Origin of the sequence: Mangrovibacter yixingensis (assembly GCF_020523985.1) — a bacterium.
Classification (GTDB): domain Bacteria; phylum Pseudomonadota; class Gammaproteobacteria; order Enterobacterales; family Enterobacteriaceae; genus Mangrovibacter; species Mangrovibacter yixingensis.
The window spans coordinates 110,724-131,351 of the sequence record NZ_JAIVKM010000003.1 but is presented as its reverse complement, the minus strand read 5'-3'; the positions used below and the strand labels follow the sequence as shown (position 1 = coordinate 131,351).

The window sequence follows — 20,628 nt, the reverse complement described above, 5'->3', positions numbered from 1 at the left end:
GCAGCGCCCACCAGTCTACCGCGCACAGTATCTGCGAGAAGTAGTAGACCTAGTAGACGAGCAGAACGAGTCATGTAATCAAACCTCCGTAATCGAATGCATTTAGTGGTAACCGATATAAAACGCTATGTCAACTTTTTGTCTCTGGGTTACGGATTGTTGATGGAAAGTATTAAGGAATTTCCTGGGTAATAATTCTGCTTTTTATCTAATGTTGTATGTGGTTGTGCTAAGAATGACGTTGCACGTGATAGTTTATATTTTTTACCTCCCTCGAAGTAATGCACGGTAATTTCGTGCCATTAGTTCGGTAATAAATGCTTAGCCACCGAGTGAATACCATGCATGCACTGGTGGGGATGTTGAGTCATTAATTCAACAAGGAAGCTGAACAGAAGCAAGGGAGGTCACATTATGGGCCGGCTTTTGCCACAAAGCGTGAACGTTAATTCATGGAGTGAACAATGACAGAGGAAATAACAGCCAAGCGACGACCTGAGGAAGGTGATAATGTTTGGCTAAAAGAGAAGCTGGATCTGAATTTAATTCCAATTTTTTTGACCGTTATGCAGCACCGTAATATTACTAAAGCCGCAAAGGTTTTAGGTATCTCACAGCCTGCTGTAAGTAATTCTGTATCAAGGTTAAAAAAAGTGTTTGACGACCCACTATTTGTTCGCCGGGGGCGGGGGGTTGAGCCAACGCGTCAGGCATGCCAATTAGAAATGGAGCTCAGGCATGCTATTTCTTTGATTAATAATGTGTTCCCACCCTTTTGTTTTGACCCGCAGACGTGCTCTCGCTCATTTACATTGGCGATATCGAGTCCGTTCGATACTTTATTTTTCCCAAGGATTTATCAATACATTCGCCATCATGCACCTGGTATTCGGTTGAATGTGTGTTCCAATAAAAGCAACCACACTCTGGGCCGTGAGCATGTCGATTTTATTATTAGTTACGAATCGACATCAGGGGAAAACATGTTTAATCGGTTGTTGTTTGAGGATGACATGGTTGTCGTGGCAAAAAAAATATGGGGGCATAACTTATCTTTGATGGATGAATCAGCCTTTTATGGTGAAAAACATGCCGTAGTATCTTTAAAAAGTAGCGATTCGTTCAGTGCTATTTGGTATGACACGCCGTTTAAACGGAATGCAATTACTTATCAAGGGCAGTGCCTGTTTAGCTTACTTGAAGTTGTTTCCCGAACCAACCTGATTGCTATTATGCCAGCCTGGGTTACCCGGAGTTGGCGTAATGGGCCAGAAGTAACCCAGCAATCTCTTCCTCTGCCAGTAAAAAAACGAGCCTGTTATTTAACAGGTTATACAACAAATCCAGAAGATGCGGGGTTTCTCTGGATGTTGGATACATTAACCCAAATTTGCCAAAAACCCTGAAGTATGAAGAAGGGCCGGTGCCCTTCTTTTACAGTTTGAAATCACTCACTTCGTTAACATTTCTTTTATCATGGTATTGATAACATAATTAATCATAACTTCATCTTATGTTTAGAGTAATAATCCATAAGAGTGCCGTTTTATGGTGACTTGTTATTTTTGTACTGTGGGGGAAAGTGAATGGGGATTTGCCTGCTTAATTTTCTCCAGTTATGTTAGAAGGTCTGATAATTATTTCTTGTAGGTGCAGTGTGCTGCGCCCAATGACGAACAGAAATGAATTCTGGCGTCGTGGCATTAACCACAGCCTGGAGGCAAACCATGGAGATGTTGTCTGGAGCCGAGATGCTCGTTCGATCGCTTATTGATCAGGGCGTAAAGCAAGTATTCGGCTACCCTGGTGGAGCAGTGTTAGATATTTATGATGCACTGCATACCGTTGGTGGAATTGAGCATGTATTAGTCCGCCACGAGCAGGCTGCTGTTCATATGGCTGATGGTCTGGCGAGAGCGACGGGGGAAGTGGGCGTGGTATTGGTTACCTCAGGCCCTGGCGCGACAAATGCTATCACCGGCATCGCTACTGCATATATGGATTCCATCCCTCTGGTCGTGCTTTCAGGTCAGGTGGCGAGTTCTCTGATAGGTTATGATGCCTTCCAGGAATGCGATATGGTGGGGATATCCCGCCCTGTGGTTAAACACAGTTTCCTGGTTAAACAAACCGAAGATATCCCCGGTATTCTGAAAAAGGCGTTCTGGCTGGCCGCTTCTGGTCGCCCGGGGCCTGTGGTGGTTGATTTACCAAAAGATATTCTTAACCCAGCTAAAAAGCTACCCTATGTGTGGCCAGATAGCGTCAGTATGCGTTCGTATAATCCAACGACTCAGGGGCACAAAGGGCAAATTAAGCGTGCGCTACATACGCTACTTGCCGCAAAAAAACCGGTGTTTTATATCGGTGGTGGCGCGATCACTGCGGGCTGCTCTGATGAACTTAAAACGCTGTCTGAAAGCTTAAACGTGCCTGTCGTTTCTTCTTTGATGGGGCTGGGGGCATTTCCGGGTACGCACCGACAGGCGCTGGGTATGCTAGGCATGCATGGTACCTATGAAGCGAATATGGCAATGCATAATGCCGATGTGATTTTCGCTGTTGGGGTACGTTTTGATGACCGTACTACTAACAATCTTGAAAAGTATTGCCCTAATGCTACCGTTTTGCATATTGATATCGATCCGGCTTCTATATCAAAAACAGTTCCTGCAGATATTCCAATTGTCGGTGATGCGAAAACCGTTCTTCAGCAAATGATTGAGCTGAGTGTGGGCGAGAAACAGAGCCAGCCACTGGATGATATCCGTGACTGGTGGCAACAGATTGAACTTTGGCGGTCCAGACATTGCCTGGAATATGACAAAACCAGTGGCACCATCAAACCTCAAGCGGTGGTTGAAGCTGTTTACCAACTGACGCAAGGAGATGCATATGTCACTTCAGACGTCGGTCAACACCAGATGTTTGCTGCACTGTATTACACCTTCGATAAACCTCGGCACTGGATTAACTCTGGTGGGCTTGGGACCATGGGCTTTGGTTTACCGGCCGCTTTGGGTGTGAAGATGGCATTACCGGATGAAACCGTGGTCTGTATCACTGGTGATGGCAGTATTCAGATGAACATTCAGGAGTTATCTACTGCGCTGCAATACAATTTGCCTGTGTTGGTGGTCAACCTGAACAACCGCTTTTTGGGCATGGTGAAACAGTGGCAGGATATGATCTACTCCGGGCGCCATTCTCAGTCTTATATGGCATCGTTGCCTGACTTTGTTCGTCTGGCAGAAGCTTATGGGCATGTTGGTATTCAGATAACTAAACCCGAAGAGTTGACCAGTCAATTACAGGTGGCGTTGGAGCAAGTGAAGCAAGGGCGGTTAGTCTTTGTTGATGTTACCGTCGATGGAACAGAACACGTTTATCCAATGCAAATCCGCGGTGGTGGCATGGATGAAATGTGGTTGAGCAAAACGGAGAGAACCTGATTATGCGCCGAATCATATCTGTATTACTTGAAAATGAATCTGGTGCGCTGTCACGGGTCATCGGGCTATTTTCTCAGCGTGGTTATAACATCGAAAGCCTGACTGTTGCACCAACAGAAGACCCGACATTATCCCGTATGACAATACAAACAGTGGGTGATGAAAAAGTCCTGGAGCAAATTGAAAAGCAATTGCACAAGCTGATAGATGTTTTGCGTGTCAACGAATTAAGCCAGGGGCCCTGTGTTGAACGTGAAATTATGTTGGTGAAAGTGCAGGCAACAGGTTATGGGCGTGAAGAGGTGAAGCGCAATGCAGAAATCTTCCGTGGTCAAATTATTGATGTCACGCCTTCGCTGTACACCGTTCAGCTTGCTGGTACCAGTGATAAGCTGGACGCATTCCTCGCGACTATTCGTGATGTGGCAAAAATCGTCGAGGTTGTGCGCTCGGGGGTGGTTGGTTTGTCTCGTGGCGATAAAATCATGCGCTAATGTGGCGACTATTGTCACTGTAACCCGGCCTGAGTGCCGGGTTTTTCATTTTTTTAACACAGGAATGTGAGCCAGAAAAACAATTGAAGGTGTTATTATTGTATGTGCAACCTTAACCGGATTAATCTATAACCCTGAATTCGGTGTGATATTGTTGTATCAGGCTCTGTGGAACGTACAATCACGGGTATTGGTTGGCTGTTCTGTCTGGGGTGTTGGTAGTGAGGTATCACCCAGCTATTCAGGCTTCAGGGTGTTGAAGTATCTAAATCGTTAAGGGGCAAGAGTGAAACTGGACGAAATTGCACGCCTTGCGGGTGTGTCGCGTACCACTGCAAGCTATGTAATCAATGGTAAGGCTCGTCAGTACAGGGTGAGTGAAAAAACCGTTGAGAAAGTGATGGCAGTGGTCAGGGAATATAATTACCACCCTAATGCGGTTGCTGCAGGTTTGCGGGCTGGGCGTACCCGTTCTATTGGCCTGGTGATTCCTGATTTGGAAAACACCAGTTATACGCGTATTGCCAATTATCTTGAGCGCCAGGCACGCCAGCGTGGTTATCAATTACTTATTGCCTGCTCAGAAGATCAGCCTGATAACGAAATGCGTTGCATTGAACACTTACTGCAACGGCAAGTCGACGCCATTATTGTCTCTACTTCTTTACCGCCAGAACATCCGTTTTACCAGCGTTGGGTAAACAGTGATTTTCCTATTGTGGCCCTGGACAGGGCGCTGGATCGTGAGCATTTCACCAGTGTTGTGGGTGCTGACCAGGATGATGCTGAAATGCTGGCGCGTGAATTACGTAAGTTTCCCGCTAATAAAGTGCTTTATTTGGGGGCTCTGCCGGAGTTATCTGTCAGCTTCCTTCGTGAACAAGGATTTCGTACAGCCTGGGCAGATGACCCACGGCAGGTAGATTTTTTGTATGCTGACAGCTACGAACGTGAAAATGCTGCACAACTGTTTGAGAAATGGCTGGAAACCCATGATATGCCGGAAGCTTTGTTCACTACTTCATTTGCGCTCCTGCAAGGCGTAATGGATGTAACTTTGCGCCGGGAAGGAAAACTCCCTTCCGAACTGGCTATTGCCACTTTTGGCGATAATGAATTACTGGATTTTCTGCAGTGTCCTGTACTGGCTGTTGCGCAGCGTCATCGTGATGTTGCCGAGCGCGTGTTGGAATTAGTGCTTGCAAGCCTTGACGAGCCGCGTAAACCGAAACCTGGATTAACGCGTATTCGTCGTAACCTTTATCGCCGCGGTAGCCTCAGCCGATACTAATTAAAAAAGAGCGACCATTCTCTGGTTGCTCTTTTTATAAGAAAAATCCTGGTCTTTTTTTTGTTATTCCTTTTTTCTGGCGTTTTGGAACAATCCGAATATTGATATTGTATTAATTTGTTACAGCCATTTTGTTTGTTGAGTGTATAAGATTATTCCATCAGCACTTTTAAGCTGTTTTGGTGACGTTTTTTTTACCCCGTGGCACTTAACTCCTGCTGTTAACCTCCCGCTATTTGCCGTAAAATGCCGCCCGAGTCGCAAACTGAATAGTTTATTTTGCAGTTTGGTTGTATTTGTTGGTGTTAACGTTCTGCATGCATATTCGTCACTTTTCTTACAAATATTCATAACGTTATTTCGTGTCACCGTTACAGCCTGTTACTCCATATCCTCTTTATTCACTGTTTTTGGCGAAATGTTTCGTCTGGTCGGCACTGGCGCTGGCTTGACAAGCTTTTCCTCTGCTCCGTAAACTCCTTATAGTGGGAATTTGTGGAACAATGTGGTGAAAAAGGTAATTTAAGGGGCGACTCGATATGTTTCGTGGTGCGACGGTAGTTAATCTCGATAGCAAAGGGCGATTATCCGTCCCGACTCGCTATCGCGAAAAACTGCTCGAACTGGCTACCGGACATATGGTTTGCACCATTGATATCCATAACCCATGTCTATTGCTTTATACCTTGCCTGAGTGGGAAGTCATTGAGCAGAAGCTGGCCCGTTTATCCGGGATGAACCCAGATGAACGGCGTGTGCAACGCTTATTGTTGGGGCACGCCAGTGAGTGTCAGATGGATAGTGCAGGCCGATTACTGTTAGCTCCTGTGTTGCGTCAGCATGCCGGGCTAACAAAAGAAGTGATGCTGGTTGGGCAGTTCAATAAGTTTGAGCTGTGGGATGAAGCAACCTGGTATCAACAAGTTAAGGAGGACATTGACGCTGAGCGGTCTTCGTCAGGTACATTGTCCGAAAGACTGCAGGATTTGTCTCTCTAAATGATGGAAAGTTACAAACATACAACAGTGCTGCTTGACGAAGCGGTAAATGGGTTAAACATTCGTCAGGATGGCATCTACATTGATGGCACCTTCGGCCGCGGGGGGCATTCTCGTTTGATTCTGTCTAAGTTAGGGGCAGAAGGACGTCTATTGGCTATAGACAGGGATCCTCAGGCGATCGAAGCTGCCAGCCAAATTAATGACGCGCGTTTTTCTATTGTTCATGGTCCATTTTCTCACCTTGCAGATTATGTCGAAGAGCTGGGTCTCACTGGCAAAATAGACGGGATCCTGCTTGATCTTGGCGTTTCTTCTCCACAACTTGATGACCCTGAACGGGGTTTTTCGTTTATGCGTGACGGGCCACTGGATATGCGTATGGACCCGACGCGAGGCCAGTCGGCATCAGAATGGTTACTTGGTGCAGAAGAACAAGATATTGCCTGGGTATTGAAAACCTACGGTGAAGAACGTTTTGCAAAACGTATTGCCAGGGCAATTGTTGAACGCAATAAAGAAACGCCAATGACACGAACCAAAGAGTTGGCAGAGGTGGTTGCGGCAGCGACCCCAGTGAAAGACAAATTCAAACATCCGGCTACCCGGACGTTTCAGGCCGTGCGCATTTGGGTCAATAGCGAACTTGAAGAAATAGAACAGGCGCTGAAAGGAGCCGTGACAGTTTTGGCACCTGGCGGACGCCTGTCCGTGATCAGTTTCCACTCCCTTGAAGACCGGTTGGTTAAACGGTTTATGCGTGAGCAAAGCCGTGGGCCACAAGTTCCTGCCGGGTTACCAATGACTGAAGAGCAGCTACGTGCGTTAGGCGGCAGGCAACTTAAAGCGCTGGGGAAATTAATGCCTGGTGAGGAAGAAGTTGCGGGCAACCCGCGGGCGCGAAGCTCTGTATTGCGTATTGCCCAAAGGAGCGCGAATGATTAATCGTGTGACAGAAACCTTAAGCAAAATGACGGCGCTTGGTAGTAATGAACGCCACTCGCTACCGGGAATTATCGGTGGTGATATTTTGCGCTTTGGGAAACTGCCACTCATTTTGTTCGTCGCGATTGTGGTGTCAGCAGTGATGGTTGTCACTACTGTTCATTACACTCGTTTACTGACTGCGCAACGTGAGCAACTGGTCGTTGAACGTGATGCGCTGGATATAGAATGGCGAAATCTCATTCTGGAAGAGAACGCACTCGGTGATCACAGCCGTGTGGAGCGTATCGCAACCGATAAGCTCAAAATGCAGCATGTTGATCCTTCACAAGAAAATATCGTAGTGCAGCAATAAGGGACCAGCAACGATGAAGGCAGCGAATAAATCGCTAAAACCGAAACGTCAGGAAGAACAAGCCAACTTTATAAGTTGGCGTTTTGCGTTGCTTTGCGGCTGTATTCTGATGGCTCTCACTTTTCTGTTAGGGCGTGTTGCCTGGTTGCAAGTAATTAATCCCGATATGCTGGTGCGCCAGGGCGATATGCGTTCTCTGCGTGTTCAGGAAGTTTCCACGTCTCGCGGTATGATAACTGACCGTGGAGGCCGCCCGTTGGCCGTCAGTGTGCCAGTAAAAGCGATTTGGGCAGATCCAAAAGAATTGCATGATGCAGGTGGTGTTACCCTGGATTCACGCTGGAAGGCTCTGGCTGATGCGTTAAAAATGCCACTCGACCAAATGGCTACCCGGGTTAATGCAAATCCACGCGGTCGCTTTATCTATTTGGCTCGTCAGGTTAATCCTGACATTGCAGATTACATCAAAAAGTTAAAGCTTCCCGGTATTCACCTGCGGGAAGAATCCCGCCGTTATTATCCCTCTGGTGAAGTGACTGCTCACTTAATCGGTTTTACGAACATTGATAGCCAGGGCATTGAAGGGATTGAAAAAAGCTTCGATAAATGGCTAACCGGGCAACCGGGTGAGCGTGTCGTGCGTAAAGACCGCTATGGTCGCGTGATTGAAGATATTTCCTCTACTGACAGCCAGGCCGCCCATAACCTGGCTTTAAGCATTGATGAGCGTTTACAGGCACTGGTTTACCGTGAGCTGAATAACGCCGTCGCTTTTAACAAGGCTGAATCTGGTAGTGCGGTACTGGTGGATGTAAATACGGGTGAAGTTCTGGCAATGGCGAATAGCCCTTCCTACAACCCTAATAACCTGACTGGTACTCCCAAAGATGTCATGCGTAACCGCACGATTACTGACGTTTTTGAGCCCGGGTCAACTGTTAAACCGATGGTGGTAATGACAGCTTTACAACGGGGAGTGGTGCAGGAAAACAGTGTGCTGAACACGGTTCCTTACTACATCAATGGCCATGAGATTAAAGATGTTGGCCGCTACAGCGAACTGACTGTAACGGGCATATTGCAGAAGTCGAGTAACGTTGGCGTATCCCGGCTGGCGTTAGCGATGCCGTCCTCAGCGTTAGTAGATACTTACTCACGTTTTGGGCTTGGTAAATCGACCAATTTGGGGTTGGTCGGAGAACGCAGTGGCTTATTCCCAACAAAACAACGGTGGTCTGACATAGAGAGGGCCACCTTTTCTTTCGGATACGGGCTAATGGTAACACCGTTACAGTTAGCGCGGGTCTACGCAACTATCGGCAGCTTCGGCATTTATCGTCCACTTTCCATCACTAAAGTTGACCCGCCAGTACCAGGTGAACGTGTGTTTCCTGAGTCAACGGTGCGTACTGTGGTGCACATGATGGAAAGTGTTGCACTCCCGGGTGGGGGCGGCGTGAAAGCTGCAATCAAAGGCTATCGTATTGCCATTAAAACGGGCACGGCAAAGAAAGTCGGTCCTGATGGCCGTTATATCAACAAATATATTGCTTACACCGCAGGTGTCGCACCCGCCAGCAACCCGCGTTTTGCGTTGGTAGTGGTGATAAACGACCCGCAGGCGGGTAAGTATTATGGTGGTGCCGTGTCAGCGCCAGTTTTCGGGGCAATTATGGGTGGTGTTTTACGCACCATGAATATTGAACCGGATGCGCTCCCTACGGGAGATAAAAACGATTTTGTAATTAATCAGAAAGAGGGTACAGGTGGCAGATCGTAATTTGCGCGACCTTCTCGTGCCATGGGTGTCAGATGCACCGGCGCGAGCACTGCGAGAGATGACACTCGACAGCCGTGGGGCTGCCGCGGGGGATCTTTTTGTGGCGGTGGTCGGTCATCAGGCGGACGGGCGTCGGTATATCCCGCAGGCGATAGCGCAAGGTGTTGCTGCTGTAATAGCGGAAGCAGAAGGCGAAGCTGCTGACGGTGAGATTCGTGAAATGCATGGTGTTCCGGTGGTTTATCTTAGCCAATTGGACCAGCGTTTATCCGCATTAGCGGGGCGTTTTTACCATGAACCCTCTCATTCATTGCGCCTGGTGGGCGTAACCGGAACGAACGGTAAAACCACTACTACGCAGTTGCTTGCTCAGTGGGCACAGATTTTGGGTGATGTCAGCGCCGTGATGGGCACCGTCGGTAACGGTTTGCTGGGGAGCGTGGCTCCAACGGCAAATACCACGGGTTCCGCGGTTGATGTTCAGCATATGTTATCTGGCTTTGTTGAGCAGGGTGCTAACTTTGCCGCCATGGAAGTCTCTTCCCATGGTTTGGTTCAGCACCGGGTTGCAGCGGTTAAATTTGCGGCCTCAGTGTTCACTAATCTCAGCCGTGATCACCTTGATTACCATGGTGATATGGCGCATTACGAAGCGGCAAAATGGTTGCTGTTTTCCGAACATCAGTGTGGTGTCGCCATCATTAATGCGGACGACGAAGTAGGCCGCCGCTGGCTGGAAAAACTCCCGGATGCCGTGGCTGTTGCCGTTGATGCTCCACTCAACCCAGACAACCATAATCGCTGGCTGAAAGCGACGCATGTCTCTTATCACGACCGTGGCGCGACGGTGCAGTTCGCTTCTTCTTGGGGTAATGGCGAGATAGAAAGCGGGCTAATGGGGGCATTCAACGTCAGTAATTTATTACTCGCTCTGGCGACGTTGTTGTCACAAGGCTATTCCTTCGAATCACTGATGGCGACAGCCTCTCAGTTACAACCAGTGTGCGGCCGTATGGAAGTTTTCAGCGCACCGGGTAAACCGACAGTTGTGGTCGATTACGCACATACACCTGACGCACTGGAAAAAGCACTGATGGCGGCGCGTTTGCACTGCCCTGGTAAGCTGTGGTGTGTCTTCGGGTGTGGTGGCGACCGCGATAAAGGCAAGCGGCCTTTGATGGGCGCTATCGCTGAAGAGTTTGCGGACGTGGCTGTCGTGACTGACGATAATCCCCGTACTGAAGAACCCGGCGCCATTATTGAAGATATTCTTGCGGGGATGTTGGACGCCGGTCGTGCTCGTGTCATGCCCGGGCGTGCGGAAGCAGTGACCAGTGTCATTATTCAGGCGCAACAAGGCGATGTGGTGTTACTGGCAGGCAAAGGCCATGAGGATTATCAAATAGTGGGTACGCGTCGCCTGGATTACTCTGACCGCGTAACAGCGGCACGTTTGCTGGGGGTGGTTGCATGATCCCGGTAACGCTTGAGCAACTGGCTGTTGTCCTCAACGGGCGACATATTGGTGCCAACTGCCAAATAAATGATGTCACCACAGATACGCGGAAATTAACGCCGGGCTGCCTGTTCGTTGCCCTTAAGGGTGAACGTTTTGACGCTCATGACTTCGCGCAGAAAGCTATTGACGGTGGTGCGGGGGCGTTACTGGTCAGTCGCCAGTTACCAGTAAATGTACCGCAACTGGTTGTGGAAGACACCCGCATTGCGTTTGGCCAACTTGGTGCCTGGATTCGCCAACAAGTCCCTGCCCGGGTTGTTGCCCTGACAGGCTCCTCCGGCAAGACCTCGGTCAAAGAAATGACTGCGGCCATTCTTGGGCGTTGTGGAAACACCCTCTATACCGCGGGCAATCTCAATAATGATATCGGCGTTCCCATGACGTTGCTGCGTCTGACGCCAGAATATCAGTATGCGGTGATTGAGCTGGGTGCCAATCACCAGGGTGAAATTGCCTGGACCGTGAGCCTGACTCAACCTGAGGCCGCACTGGTTAATAACCTGGCAGCAGCCCACCTGGAAGGTTTTGGGTCGCTGGCTGGAGTCGCAAAAGCTAAAGGTGAGATTTTTGGCGGGTTGTCGCCAAATGGCATCGCTATTGTGAATGCGGATAACAATGACTTGCCTGGTTGGCAGTCAGTGATCGGCAATCGAAAAATTTGGCGCTTTTCACCGGAACAGCCTGGCTGTGATTTTCAGGCGCGTGATGTGCGCATTACTACACAAGGTACAGTTTTCACTTTGTGTTCGCCCGAAGGGGAATGTGAGGTAGTTCTGCCCTTACCGGGGCGTCATAACATCGCCAATGCTCTGGCTGCAACGGCGCTGTCAATGGCGGTTGGCGCACCGTTGAGTGCGGTTAAAGCCGGTTTGGCGGAATTAAAGGCAGTTCCAGGGCGTTTATTCCCCATAGCTTTATCCACAACCCAGTTATTGTTGGATGATAGCTACAACGCCAATGTCGGGTCGATGACTGCAGCAGTTAGCGTGTTGTCTGAAATGCCGGGTTATCGGGTACTGGTTGTAGGTGATATGGCTGAACTGGGCGATGAAGCACAAGCGTGCCATCGCCAAATTGGTGAGGCGGCTAAGGCGGCAGGGTTGGATAAAGTCCTGAGCGTGGGAAGCCTGAGCCAGTCAATCAGTTTAGCCAGCGGTGTGGGTGAACATTACAGCAATAAAACGTTATTAATTGAACGTTTACGTGAATTAGTAGCACAAAACTTAACAATAACAATGCTAGTGAAAGGGTCACGAAGTTCTGCCATGGAAGAGGTGGTACATGCATTACAGGAGAACAGGACATGCTAGTCTGGCTGGCCGAACATTTGGTCAAATACTATTCCGGTTTTAACGTCTTCTCATATTTGACGTTCCGCGCCATCGTGAGCCTGTTGACCGCGTTGTTTATCTCGTTGTGGATGGGGCCGCGGATGATTGCCCGCCTGCAACAGCTATCGTTTGGGCAAGTTGTGCGTAACGATGGCCCAGAAAGCCATTTCAGCAAGCGTGGCACCCCCACAATGGGTGGCATCATGATTCTGACTGCCATTGTGGTTTCTGTTTTATTGTGGGCGTATCCATCAAACCCTTATGTTTGGTGCGTATTAACAGTGTTGATAGGTTTTGGCATTGTCGGGTTTGTGGATGATTACCGCAAAGTCGTTCGCAAAGATACCAAAGGGTTGGTTGCGCGCTGGAAGTATTTCTGGATGTCCGTGATTTCTCTGGGTGTTGCTTTCGCATTATATGCCGCCGGGCACGGTACGCCAGCCACGCAGCTTGTGGTGCCTTTCTTTAAAGACATCATGCCGCAGCTTGGCTTGTTCTATGTTGTGCTGGCGTATTTTGTGATTGTCGGTACGGGTAACGCCGTTAACCTGACCGATGGCCTGGATGGTCTGGCTATTATGCCAACTGTGTTTGTTGCAGCAGGTTTTGCATTAGTGGCCTGGGCTACGGGTAACATGAATTTTGCTAACTACCTGCATATTCCTTACCTGCGCCACGCTGGTGAGCTGGTTATCGTGTGTACTGCAATTGTTGGGGCCGGTTTGGGCTTCTTGTGGTTTAACACTTATCCGGCTCAGGTTTTTATGGGCGATGTGGGTTCTCTGGCACTGGGTGGAGCACTTGGCGTGATTGCCGTATTGCTGCGCCAGGAATTTTTGCTGGTGATTATGGGCGGTGTGTTTGTGGTGGAAACCCTGTCGGTCATCTTACAGGTCGGGTCGTTTAAACTGCGCGGTCAGCGCATTTTCCGTATGGCGCCTATCCACCATCACTATGAATTAAAAGGCTGGCCAGAACCGCGCGTGATTGTGCGCTTCTGGATTATCTCGCTGATGCTGGTCCTGATTGGGCTGGCTACGCTTAAGGTGCGTTAATCATGGCAGATTACCAGGGCAAAAATGTTGTTATTATCGGCCTGGGTTTAACCGGACTTTCCTGCGTTAATTTCTTCCTTGCGCGGGGGGTCACTCCGCGTGTAATGGACACTCGGGCAACACCTCCGGGAATCGATAAGCTTCCGGAGAATGTTGAACGTTATGTAGGCAGTCTTAATGAAGACTGGCTGCTTGCGGCAGATTTGATAATCGCAAGCCCTGGTATCGCTCTGGCGACACCTGCACTAAGCGCTGCAGCCGATGCGGGTGTGGAAATTATCGGTGATATAGAGCTTTTTTGCCGTGAAGCACAGGCTCCTGTGGTCGCTATTACTGGGTCGAATGGCAAAAGTACCGTTACGACCCTGGTCGGGGAAATGGCAAAAGCGGCTGGGATCTCCGTTGGTGTAGGTGGGAATATTGGCCTGCCAGCGTTGATGCTTCTGGATTCTCCTCATGAATTGTATGTGCTTGAGCTTTCAAGTTTTCAGCTGGAAACCACTTACAGCCTGAATGCTGCGGCGGCGACAATCCTTAATGTCACTGAAGATCATATGGATCGATATCCTTTTGGCCTTCAGCAATATCGTGCTGCCAAGTTACGTATTTATGAAAATGCTCGTGTCTGCGTTGTGAATGCCGATGACGCATTGACGATGCCAGTGCGCGGTGCTGATGAGCGTTGTGTCAGTTTTGGTGTGGATGTCGGTGATTACCACCTGAACCGCCAACAGGGTGAAACCTGGTTGCGAGTAAAAGGTGAAAAAGTGCTCAATGTGAAAGAGATGAAACTGGTTGGGCGGCATAACTATACCAATGCGCTGGCAGCACTGGCGCTGGCAGATGCAGTGGGCTTACCACGAGCCAGTAGCCTGAAAGCACTGACCACGTTTACCGGTTTGGCTCATCGTTTTGAGTTGGTGCTGGAAAGTAAAGGTGTGCGCTGGATTAATGACTCCAAGGCCACCAATGTCGGCAGTACAGAAGCCGCGCTCAACGGCTTGCATTGTGATGGCATATTGCATCTGTTGCTGGGTGGAGATGGTAAATCAGCCGATTTCTCACCTTTGCGTCCCTTCCTTCAGGGAGACAACATTCGCCTTTATTGCTTTGGGCGGGATGGTGCACAACTGGCTGAACTTCGCCCGGATGTCGCTCAGCAAACCGAAACGATGGAAGAAGCCATGCAACTCGTTGCTGTACAGGTTAAGCCGGGCGATATGGTGTTGCTATCACCTGCCTGTGCCAGCCTGGATCAGTTCAAAAACTTTGAACAGCGTGGCGATGTATTCGCGCAACTGGCGAAGGAGTTGGGCTGATGCGTTTATCTCTCCCTCGTCTTCGTATGCCGCGGCTACCCGGATTTTTTATCCTGGGGTGGTTGTTTGCTGCGTTGAAAGGCTGGGTGATGGGCTCCCGTGAGAAAGATGCCAACAGTATGGTGCTGTATGACCGTACTTTATTCTGGCTAACACTGGGCCTGGCGGCAATTGGCTTTGTCATGGTGACCTCAGCATCAATGCCGGTAGGGCAACGCCTGGCGGGAGATCCTTTTTTATTCTCTAAACGCGATGGACTGTACCTGGTGCTGGCATTTGTCCTTGCATTGGTCACTCTACGTTTGCCGATGACGTTTTGGCAAAAATACAGTGCACCTATGCTGCTGGCCTCAATTGTAATGCTGCTGATTGTGCTAGTGGTCGGGAGTTCAGTAAACGGGGCATCACGCTGGATTTCGCTAGGGCCTCTGCGTATTCAGCCTGCGGAATTTTCGAAGCTTTCGTTGTTTTGTTATCTGTCCAACTACCTGGTTCGCAAAGTGGACGAAGTCCGTAACAACTTGCGGGGCTTCCTGAAACCCATGGGTGTAATCCTGGTGATGGCCGTGCTGTTACTGGCTCAGCCAGACTTGGGAACCGTGGTTGTGCTGTTTGTGACGACCCTTGCGATGCTGTTCCTGGCTGGCGCTAAGCTTTGGCAATTTATTGCCATTATCGGCATGGGTATTTCCGCTGTGGTATTGCTGATTTTGGCCGAACCTTATCGTATCCGGCGTGTAACATCGTTCTGGAACCCCTGGCAAGATCCCTTTGGTAGCGGCTACCAGTTAACACAATCACTGATGGCTTTTGGGCGAGGTGAGCTGTGGGGGCAAGGGCTCGGGAATTCAGTACAAAAACTCGAATATTTGCCCGAAGCACATACCGATTTTATCTTCTCGATTATCGGTGAAGAGCTGGGATATATCGGTGTGGTACTGGCACTTTTGATGGTATTCTTCGTCGCTTTTCGCGCCATGTCGATTGGCAAACGTGCTTTGGAAATAGATCAGCGTTTCTCCGGTTTTCTGGCATGTTCAATTGGGATCTGGTTTAGCTTCCAGGCACTGGTAAACGTTGGGGCTGCCGCCGGTATGCTGCCAACGAAAGGGCTGACCCTGCCACTTATTAGTTACGGTGGTTCCAGTCTGCTGATTATGTCTACAGCAATCATATTATTGCTGCGAATTGATTATGAAACACGCCTGGCAAAGGCACAGGCGTTTACACGAGGTGCACGATGAGTAGTGGACCTAAGCGATTAATGGTGATGGCAGGCGGGACCGGCGGGCATGTTTTCCCGGGGCTTGCTGTTGCCCACTATTTGATGGCTCAGGGCTGGCAGGTTCGCTGGCTGGGTACTGCCGATCGCATGGAAGCAGATTTGGTTCCGGCTCGGGGTATCGAAATTGATTTTATTCGTATCTCAGGGATTCGAGGTAAAGGGCTGAAAGCCAAATTACTGGCACCATGGCGGATTTTTAACGCCTGGCGCCAGGCTCGAACCATTATGAAGAATTTTCGCCCTGATGTGGTGTTAGGCATGGGCGGGTATGTTTCCGGCCCTGGTGGTTTGGCCGCGTGGTCACTGGGTATCCCGGTGGTTTTGCATGAGCAAAATGGTATTGCCGGGTTAACCAATAAGTGGTTGTCACGTATTGCCAGTAAGGTGATGCAGGCTTTTCCAGGTGCTTTCCCGAAAGCGGATGTTGTGGGTAACCCCGTTCGTGAGGATGTGTTGGCACTGCCATTACCGCAAGACAGGTTATCTGGGCGTACCGGGCCAGTTAGGGTATTAGTGGTTGGCGGTTCGCAAGGGGCTCGGGTTCTCAACCAGACAATGCCTGGCGTGGCTGCGCAGTTAGGGGAGCATGTCACCATTTGGCACCAGTGCGGTAAAGGGGCCGGGGATGAGGTAGCTCAAGCTTATACAGCCGCAACGTCAGTCAGACATAAAGTTACTGAGTTTATTGACGATATGGCTCAGGCATATGCCTGGGCTGATGTGGTGGTTTGCCGTTCCGGGGCACTAACGGTGAGTGAAATTGCCGCTGCGGGGTTGCCAGCGATTTTCGTGCCTTTTCAGCATAAAGATCGCCAGCAGTACTGGAATGCCGCGCCATTGGAAAAAGCCGGGGCTGCACGCATTCTGGAACAACCACAATTCACGGCTCAGGCCGTGGCAGATATTCTGCGTGGTTGGGATCGTCAGGTTCTGCTCTCTATGGCAAACCTGGCACGGGCTGCAGCAATTCCCGATGCCACACAACGTGTAGCGAATGAGATTGTGCATCAGGCCAGAGCCTGATGTGTCGGGTTGCGACAGGCAACCGCATGTTTTTGATGTGAAGGCATTAAGCCTCAGGTTTAGAGAATGAATACACAAGAACTGGCAAAACTGCGTTCAATCGTTCCCGAAATGCGCCGCGTGCGGCACATTCACTTTGTTGGCATCGGTGGTGCTGGCATGGGAGGGATTGCCGAAGTGCTGGCGAATGAAGGTTATCAAATCAGTGGTTCTGATTTAGCGCCAAACCCGGTTACGCAGCAACTGTCAGCGCTGGGCGCGACGATTTACTTTAATCACCGTCCTGAAAATGTCCGTGATGCCAGTGTTGTTGTCGTATCCACTGCCATTCGGGCCGATAACCCGGAAATTATTGCAGCTCACGAAGCTCGCATTCCAGTTATTCGCCGTGCCGAAATGCTGGCGGAATTGATGCGCTTTCGTCATGGCATTGCTATTGCCGGGACACACGGTAAAACCACAACCACAGCGATGGTGGCGAGTATTTACGCAGAAGCTGGCCTTGATCCGACATTCGTGAATGGTGGTCTGGTGAAAGCGGCAGGCACCCATGCGCGTTTAGGGCACAGCCGTTACCTGATAGCTGAAGCAGATGAAAGCGATGCCTCTTTTCTGCACTTGCAACCCATGGTCGCTGTAGTCACGAATATCGAAGCCGATCATATGGATACCTACCATGGCGACTTTGAAAACCTGAAACAGACATTCATTAATTTTCTTCACAACCTGCCATTTTATGGTAGAGCCGTAATGTGTGTGGATGACCCGGTTATTAAAGAGTTATTGCCACGGGTTGGGCGTCAATTGACCACCTATGGTTTTAGTGAAGATGCGGATGTTCGTATTGAAAACTACCGGCAATCAGGTGCGCAAGGGCATTTCGATATCCTGCGCCAGGATAAACCCGTACTGCATGTCATGTTGAATGCCCCTGGCCGCCACAATGCTTTGAATGCAGCTGCTGCTGTTGCGGTGGCAACCGAAGAAGGTATTGAGGACAGCGCAATTTTACGTGCGCTTGAAAGTTTTGCTGGTACAGGGCGACGTTTCGATTTTCTCGGCGAGTTTCCCCTTGATGCCATTAATGGCAAAGAAGGCAAAGCGTTGTTGGTTGATGACTACGGCCATCACCCGACAGAAGTTGACGCGACTATCAAGGCGGCACGTGCAGGATGGCCGGATAAACACCTGGTAATGGTGTTCCAGCCCCACCGTTACACACGTACCCGCGATTTGTACGACGACTTTGCCAACGTGTTATCGCAGGTTGATGCGCTAATTATGCTGGATGTTTACCCGGCTGGAGAAGCACCGATCCCGGGCGCTGATAGCCGTTCTTTGTGCCGAACGATTCGCGGGCGTGGCAAGGTTGACCCGATTCTGGTTTCCGATCATGCACAGGTAGCCCAAATGTTGGCTCCGATCCTGTCCGGGAATGATTTAGTGTTGGTTCAGGGGGCGGGCAATATTGGCAAGATAGCGCGTACGCTGGCAGAAACACGTCTTGTTCCTCAGTTACAAGAGGAAGACAGTCATGGCTGAGAAATTCGCATCTGTGCCGGGCAGCAACGCAGGTAAGTTGCTTGTTGTGTACCGGCCAGGAATGAAAATTTTTGGGCAGTTTGTTGTAAATATACTGGAACTGGCGGAGTGATATGTCCCAGGCGGCGTTGAATGCACGTACTCAACAGGAAGAAAAAGCCTTTTCTGGGCGCAGTAATGGTACGCGCCTTGCGGGTATTATCTTCTTGATGGCGGTACTACTGACAATCTTTATCGGCGGCTGGATGGTTGTGCGCTGGATGGAAGATGCTCAGCGCTTGCCTCTATCACGTCTTGTTGTGACGGGTGAGCGCCATTACACACGTAATGACGATATTCGCCAGGCAATACTGGCTTTGGGTGCGCCAGGAACGTTCATGACGCAGGATGTAGACATCATCCAGCAGCAAATTGAACGGCTTCCCTGGATAAAACAGGCCAGTGTCAGAAAACAGTGGCCAGACGAATTGAAGATTCATCTGGTTGAATATGTGCCGATTGCACGCTGGAATGACCAGCACATGATTGATGCACAAGGTAATTCATTCAGTGCACCTTCGGACAGAACGGCAAAACAAGTATTGCCAGGTCTGTCCGGCCCAGAAGGAAGTGAAGTTGAAGTGCTTGAAGGGTACCGGGCAATGAGTGAAGTGCTGGCGAAATCCAGGTTTACGTTGAAGGATGCGGCCATGACGGCCAGACGCTCGTGGGTTTTAACCCTGAATGACGGGATTAAACTCAACCTTGGTCGTGGCGATACGATGAAACGCCTGAACCGCTTTATCGAACTTTACCCAGTTCTTTTAAAGCAGGCGCAGACGGACAACAAGCTTATTAGTTATGTTGACCTGCGCTATGACTCAGGTGCTGCGGTGGGTTGGGCCCCGGCCCCAGCTCCCGCTGAAGGAACTAATCAACAACAGAATCAGGCACAGGCAAAACAACAATGATTAAGTCGACGGACAGAAAACTGGTGGTTGGACTGGAGATTGGCACTGCAAAAGTTGCCGCTTTAGTAGGGGAAGTTCTGCCCGACGGAGTGATTAACATTATCGGTGTGGGAAGTTGCCCGTCACGGGGTATGGATAAGGGCGGCGTTAATGACCTGGAATCTGTGGTGAAGTGCGTTCAGCGCGCCATTGATCAGGCTGAATTAATGGCCGACTGCCAAATATCTTCTGTGTACCTGGCGCTTTCAGGCAAACATATTAGCTGCCAGAACGAAATTGGTATGGTGCCAATTTCAGAAGAGGAAGTAACACAAGAAGATGTGGAAAATGTGGTTCATACGGCGAAATCTGTTCGTGTAAGAGATGAACATCGGGTATTGCATGTGATTCCACAAGAATACGCCATTGATTACCAGGAAGGGATTAAAAACCCGGTTGGTTTATCAGGTGTACGTATGCAGGCGAAAGTACACCTCATTACCTGCCATAACGATATGGCGAAGAACATTGTCAAAGCGGTAGAACGTTGCGGCCTGAAAGTTGACCAACTGATCTTTGCGGGTCTGGCTTCAAGTTATGCCGTGCTGACAGAAGATGAGCGTGAACTTGGCGTCTGTGTCGTCGATATCGGCGGTGGTACAATGGATATGGCGGTTTACACTGGCGGTGCGTTGCGCCACACCAAAGTCATTCCCTACGCAGGGAATGTGGTCACTAGTGATATTGCATATGCCTTCGGTACGCCGCCCAGCGATGCAGAAGCTATTAAAGTTCGCCACGGTTGTGCGCTTGGTTCACTGGTTGGTAAAGATGAAAGTGTTGAAGTGCCCAGCGTGGGTGGCAGGCCGCCGCGCAGTCTTCAACGCCAGACTTTGGCTGAGGTTATCGAACCTCGCTATACCGAATTGTTGAATTTGGTGAATGAAGAGATTCTGCAATTGCAGGAACAGTTACGCCAGCAAGGTGTCAAACACCATCTTGCTGCTGGGATTGTGCTGACAGGTGGCGCAGCCCAAATGGAAGGTTTGGCCGCGTGTGCTCAACGAGTATTCCATACTCAGGTACGCATTGGTCAGCCTTTAAATATAACAGGCCTTACCGATTATGCTCAGGAGCCGTATTATTCAACCGCAGTAGGGTTATTACATTACGGCAAGGAATCGCATTTAACTGGTGAAGCTGAAGTGGAAAAGCACACATCAGTCACTTCGTGGTTTAAACGAATTAATAGCTGGCTGAGAAAAGAGTTTTAATTTTATTAAGAGACTATGACAATAAGTAGTCTCAGG

At 49.6% G+C, this 20,628-nt stretch carries 17 protein-coding genes; all 17 read left to right on the top strand.

The features are described 5' to 3' along the window. Positions 1-464 precede the first annotated feature (464 nt). The gene (gene leuO / locus LC084_RS14490) at positions 465-1,406 is read left to right on the top strand and encodes a transcriptional regulator LeuO (RefSeq protein ID WP_226571906.1); all 942 of its coding nucleotides are present in this window, start codon (positions 465-467) and stop codon (positions 1,404-1,406) included. Between the two features lie 321 nt (positions 1,407-1,727). Next, positions 1,728-3,452, top strand: a complete 1,725-nt coding sequence (gene ilvI, locus LC084_RS14485) for an acetolactate synthase 3 large subunit (protein WP_226571905.1) — start codon at positions 1,728-1,730, stop codon at positions 3,450-3,452. A 2-nt stretch (positions 3,453-3,454) separates the two neighbouring features. Further along, a complete protein-coding gene (ilvN, locus tag LC084_RS14480; protein WP_226571904.1) occupies positions 3,455-3,946 on the top strand; it encodes an acetolactate synthase small subunit in 492 nt (163 codons plus the stop codon). Between the two features lie 286 nt (positions 3,947-4,232). Continuing rightward, entirely contained in the window at positions 4,233-5,237 is a 1,005-nt protein-coding gene (gene cra, locus LC084_RS14475) for a catabolite repressor/activator (protein WP_226571903.1), read from the top strand. A 539-nt stretch (positions 5,238-5,776) separates the two neighbouring features. Next, positions 5,777-6,235: a division/cell wall cluster transcriptional repressor MraZ gene (gene mraZ / locus LC084_RS14470; protein ID WP_226571902.1), complete on the top strand. Its 459-nt coding sequence runs from the start codon at positions 5,777-5,779 to the stop codon at positions 6,233-6,235. Continuing rightward, complete coding sequence (gene rsmH, locus LC084_RS14465) at positions 6,236-7,180, top strand: 16S rRNA (cytosine(1402)-N(4))-methyltransferase RsmH (protein ID WP_226571901.1); 945 nt, start codon at positions 6,236-6,238, stop codon at positions 7,178-7,180. After that, on the top strand, positions 7,173-7,535 hold the full coding sequence (gene ftsL / locus LC084_RS14460; RefSeq protein ID WP_036106204.1) for a cell division protein FtsL: 363 nt from the start codon (positions 7,173-7,175) through the stop codon (positions 7,533-7,535). The genes rsmH and ftsL overlap by 8 nt, the downstream gene beginning before the upstream one ends. Positions 7,536-7,548: 13 nt before the next feature. Then, positions 7,549-9,315 (top strand): peptidoglycan glycosyltransferase FtsI, encoded by a 1,767-nt coding sequence (locus LC084_RS14455; protein ID WP_226571900.1) that lies wholly within the window; start codon positions 7,549-7,551, stop codon positions 9,313-9,315. Next, positions 9,302-10,789 (top strand): UDP-N-acetylmuramoyl-L-alanyl-D-glutamate--2,6-diaminopimelate ligase, encoded by a 1,488-nt coding sequence (murE, locus tag LC084_RS14450; RefSeq protein WP_226571899.1) that lies wholly within the window; start codon positions 9,302-9,304, stop codon positions 10,787-10,789. Before LC084_RS14455 ends, murE begins: the two co-directional genes overlap by 14 nt. After that, positions 10,786-12,144, top strand: coding sequence for a UDP-N-acetylmuramoyl-tripeptide--D-alanyl-D-alanine ligase (gene murF / locus LC084_RS14445; RefSeq protein WP_226571898.1), 1,359 nt, complete (start codon positions 10,786-10,788; stop codon positions 12,142-12,144). The genes murE and murF overlap by 4 nt, the downstream gene beginning before the upstream one ends. Next, a complete protein-coding gene (gene mraY / locus LC084_RS14440) occupies positions 12,138-13,220 on the top strand; it encodes a phospho-N-acetylmuramoyl-pentapeptide-transferase (RefSeq protein ID WP_226571897.1) in 1,083 nt (360 codons plus the stop codon). Before murF ends, mraY begins: the two co-directional genes overlap by 7 nt. 2 nt (positions 13,221-13,222) lie before the next feature. After that, the gene (murD, locus tag LC084_RS14435; RefSeq protein ID WP_226571896.1) at positions 13,223-14,539 is read left to right on the top strand and encodes a UDP-N-acetylmuramoyl-L-alanine--D-glutamate ligase; all 1,317 of its coding nucleotides are present in this window, start codon (positions 13,223-13,225) and stop codon (positions 14,537-14,539) included. Next, positions 14,539-15,783 carry a cell division protein FtsW gene (gene ftsW, locus LC084_RS14430; RefSeq protein ID WP_226571895.1) on the top strand — a complete coding sequence of 415 codons (1,245 nt, stop codon included), beginning with the start codon at positions 14,539-14,541 and terminating at the stop codon, positions 15,781-15,783. Before murD ends, ftsW begins: the two co-directional genes overlap by 1 nt. Next, a complete protein-coding gene (gene murG, locus LC084_RS14425; RefSeq protein WP_226571894.1) occupies positions 15,780-16,847 on the top strand; it encodes an undecaprenyldiphospho-muramoylpentapeptide beta-N-acetylglucosaminyltransferase in 1,068 nt (355 codons plus the stop codon). Before ftsW ends, murG begins: the two co-directional genes overlap by 4 nt. A 66-nt stretch (positions 16,848-16,913) precedes the next feature. Further along, on the top strand, positions 16,914-18,389 hold the full coding sequence (gene murC / locus LC084_RS14420) for a UDP-N-acetylmuramate--L-alanine ligase (RefSeq protein ID WP_226571893.1): 1,476 nt from the start codon (positions 16,914-16,916) through the stop codon (positions 18,387-18,389). Between the two features lie 113 nt (positions 18,390-18,502). Next, positions 18,503-19,339, top strand: a complete 837-nt coding sequence (gene ftsQ, locus LC084_RS14415) for a cell division protein FtsQ (protein ID WP_226571892.1) — start codon at positions 18,503-18,505, stop codon at positions 19,337-19,339. Next, positions 19,336-20,592 carry a cell division protein FtsA gene (ftsA, locus tag LC084_RS14410; protein WP_036106173.1) on the top strand — a complete coding sequence of 419 codons (1,257 nt, stop codon included), beginning with the start codon at positions 19,336-19,338 and terminating at the stop codon, positions 20,590-20,592. Before ftsQ ends, ftsA begins: the two co-directional genes overlap by 4 nt. Positions 20,593-20,628 lie beyond the last annotated feature (36 nt).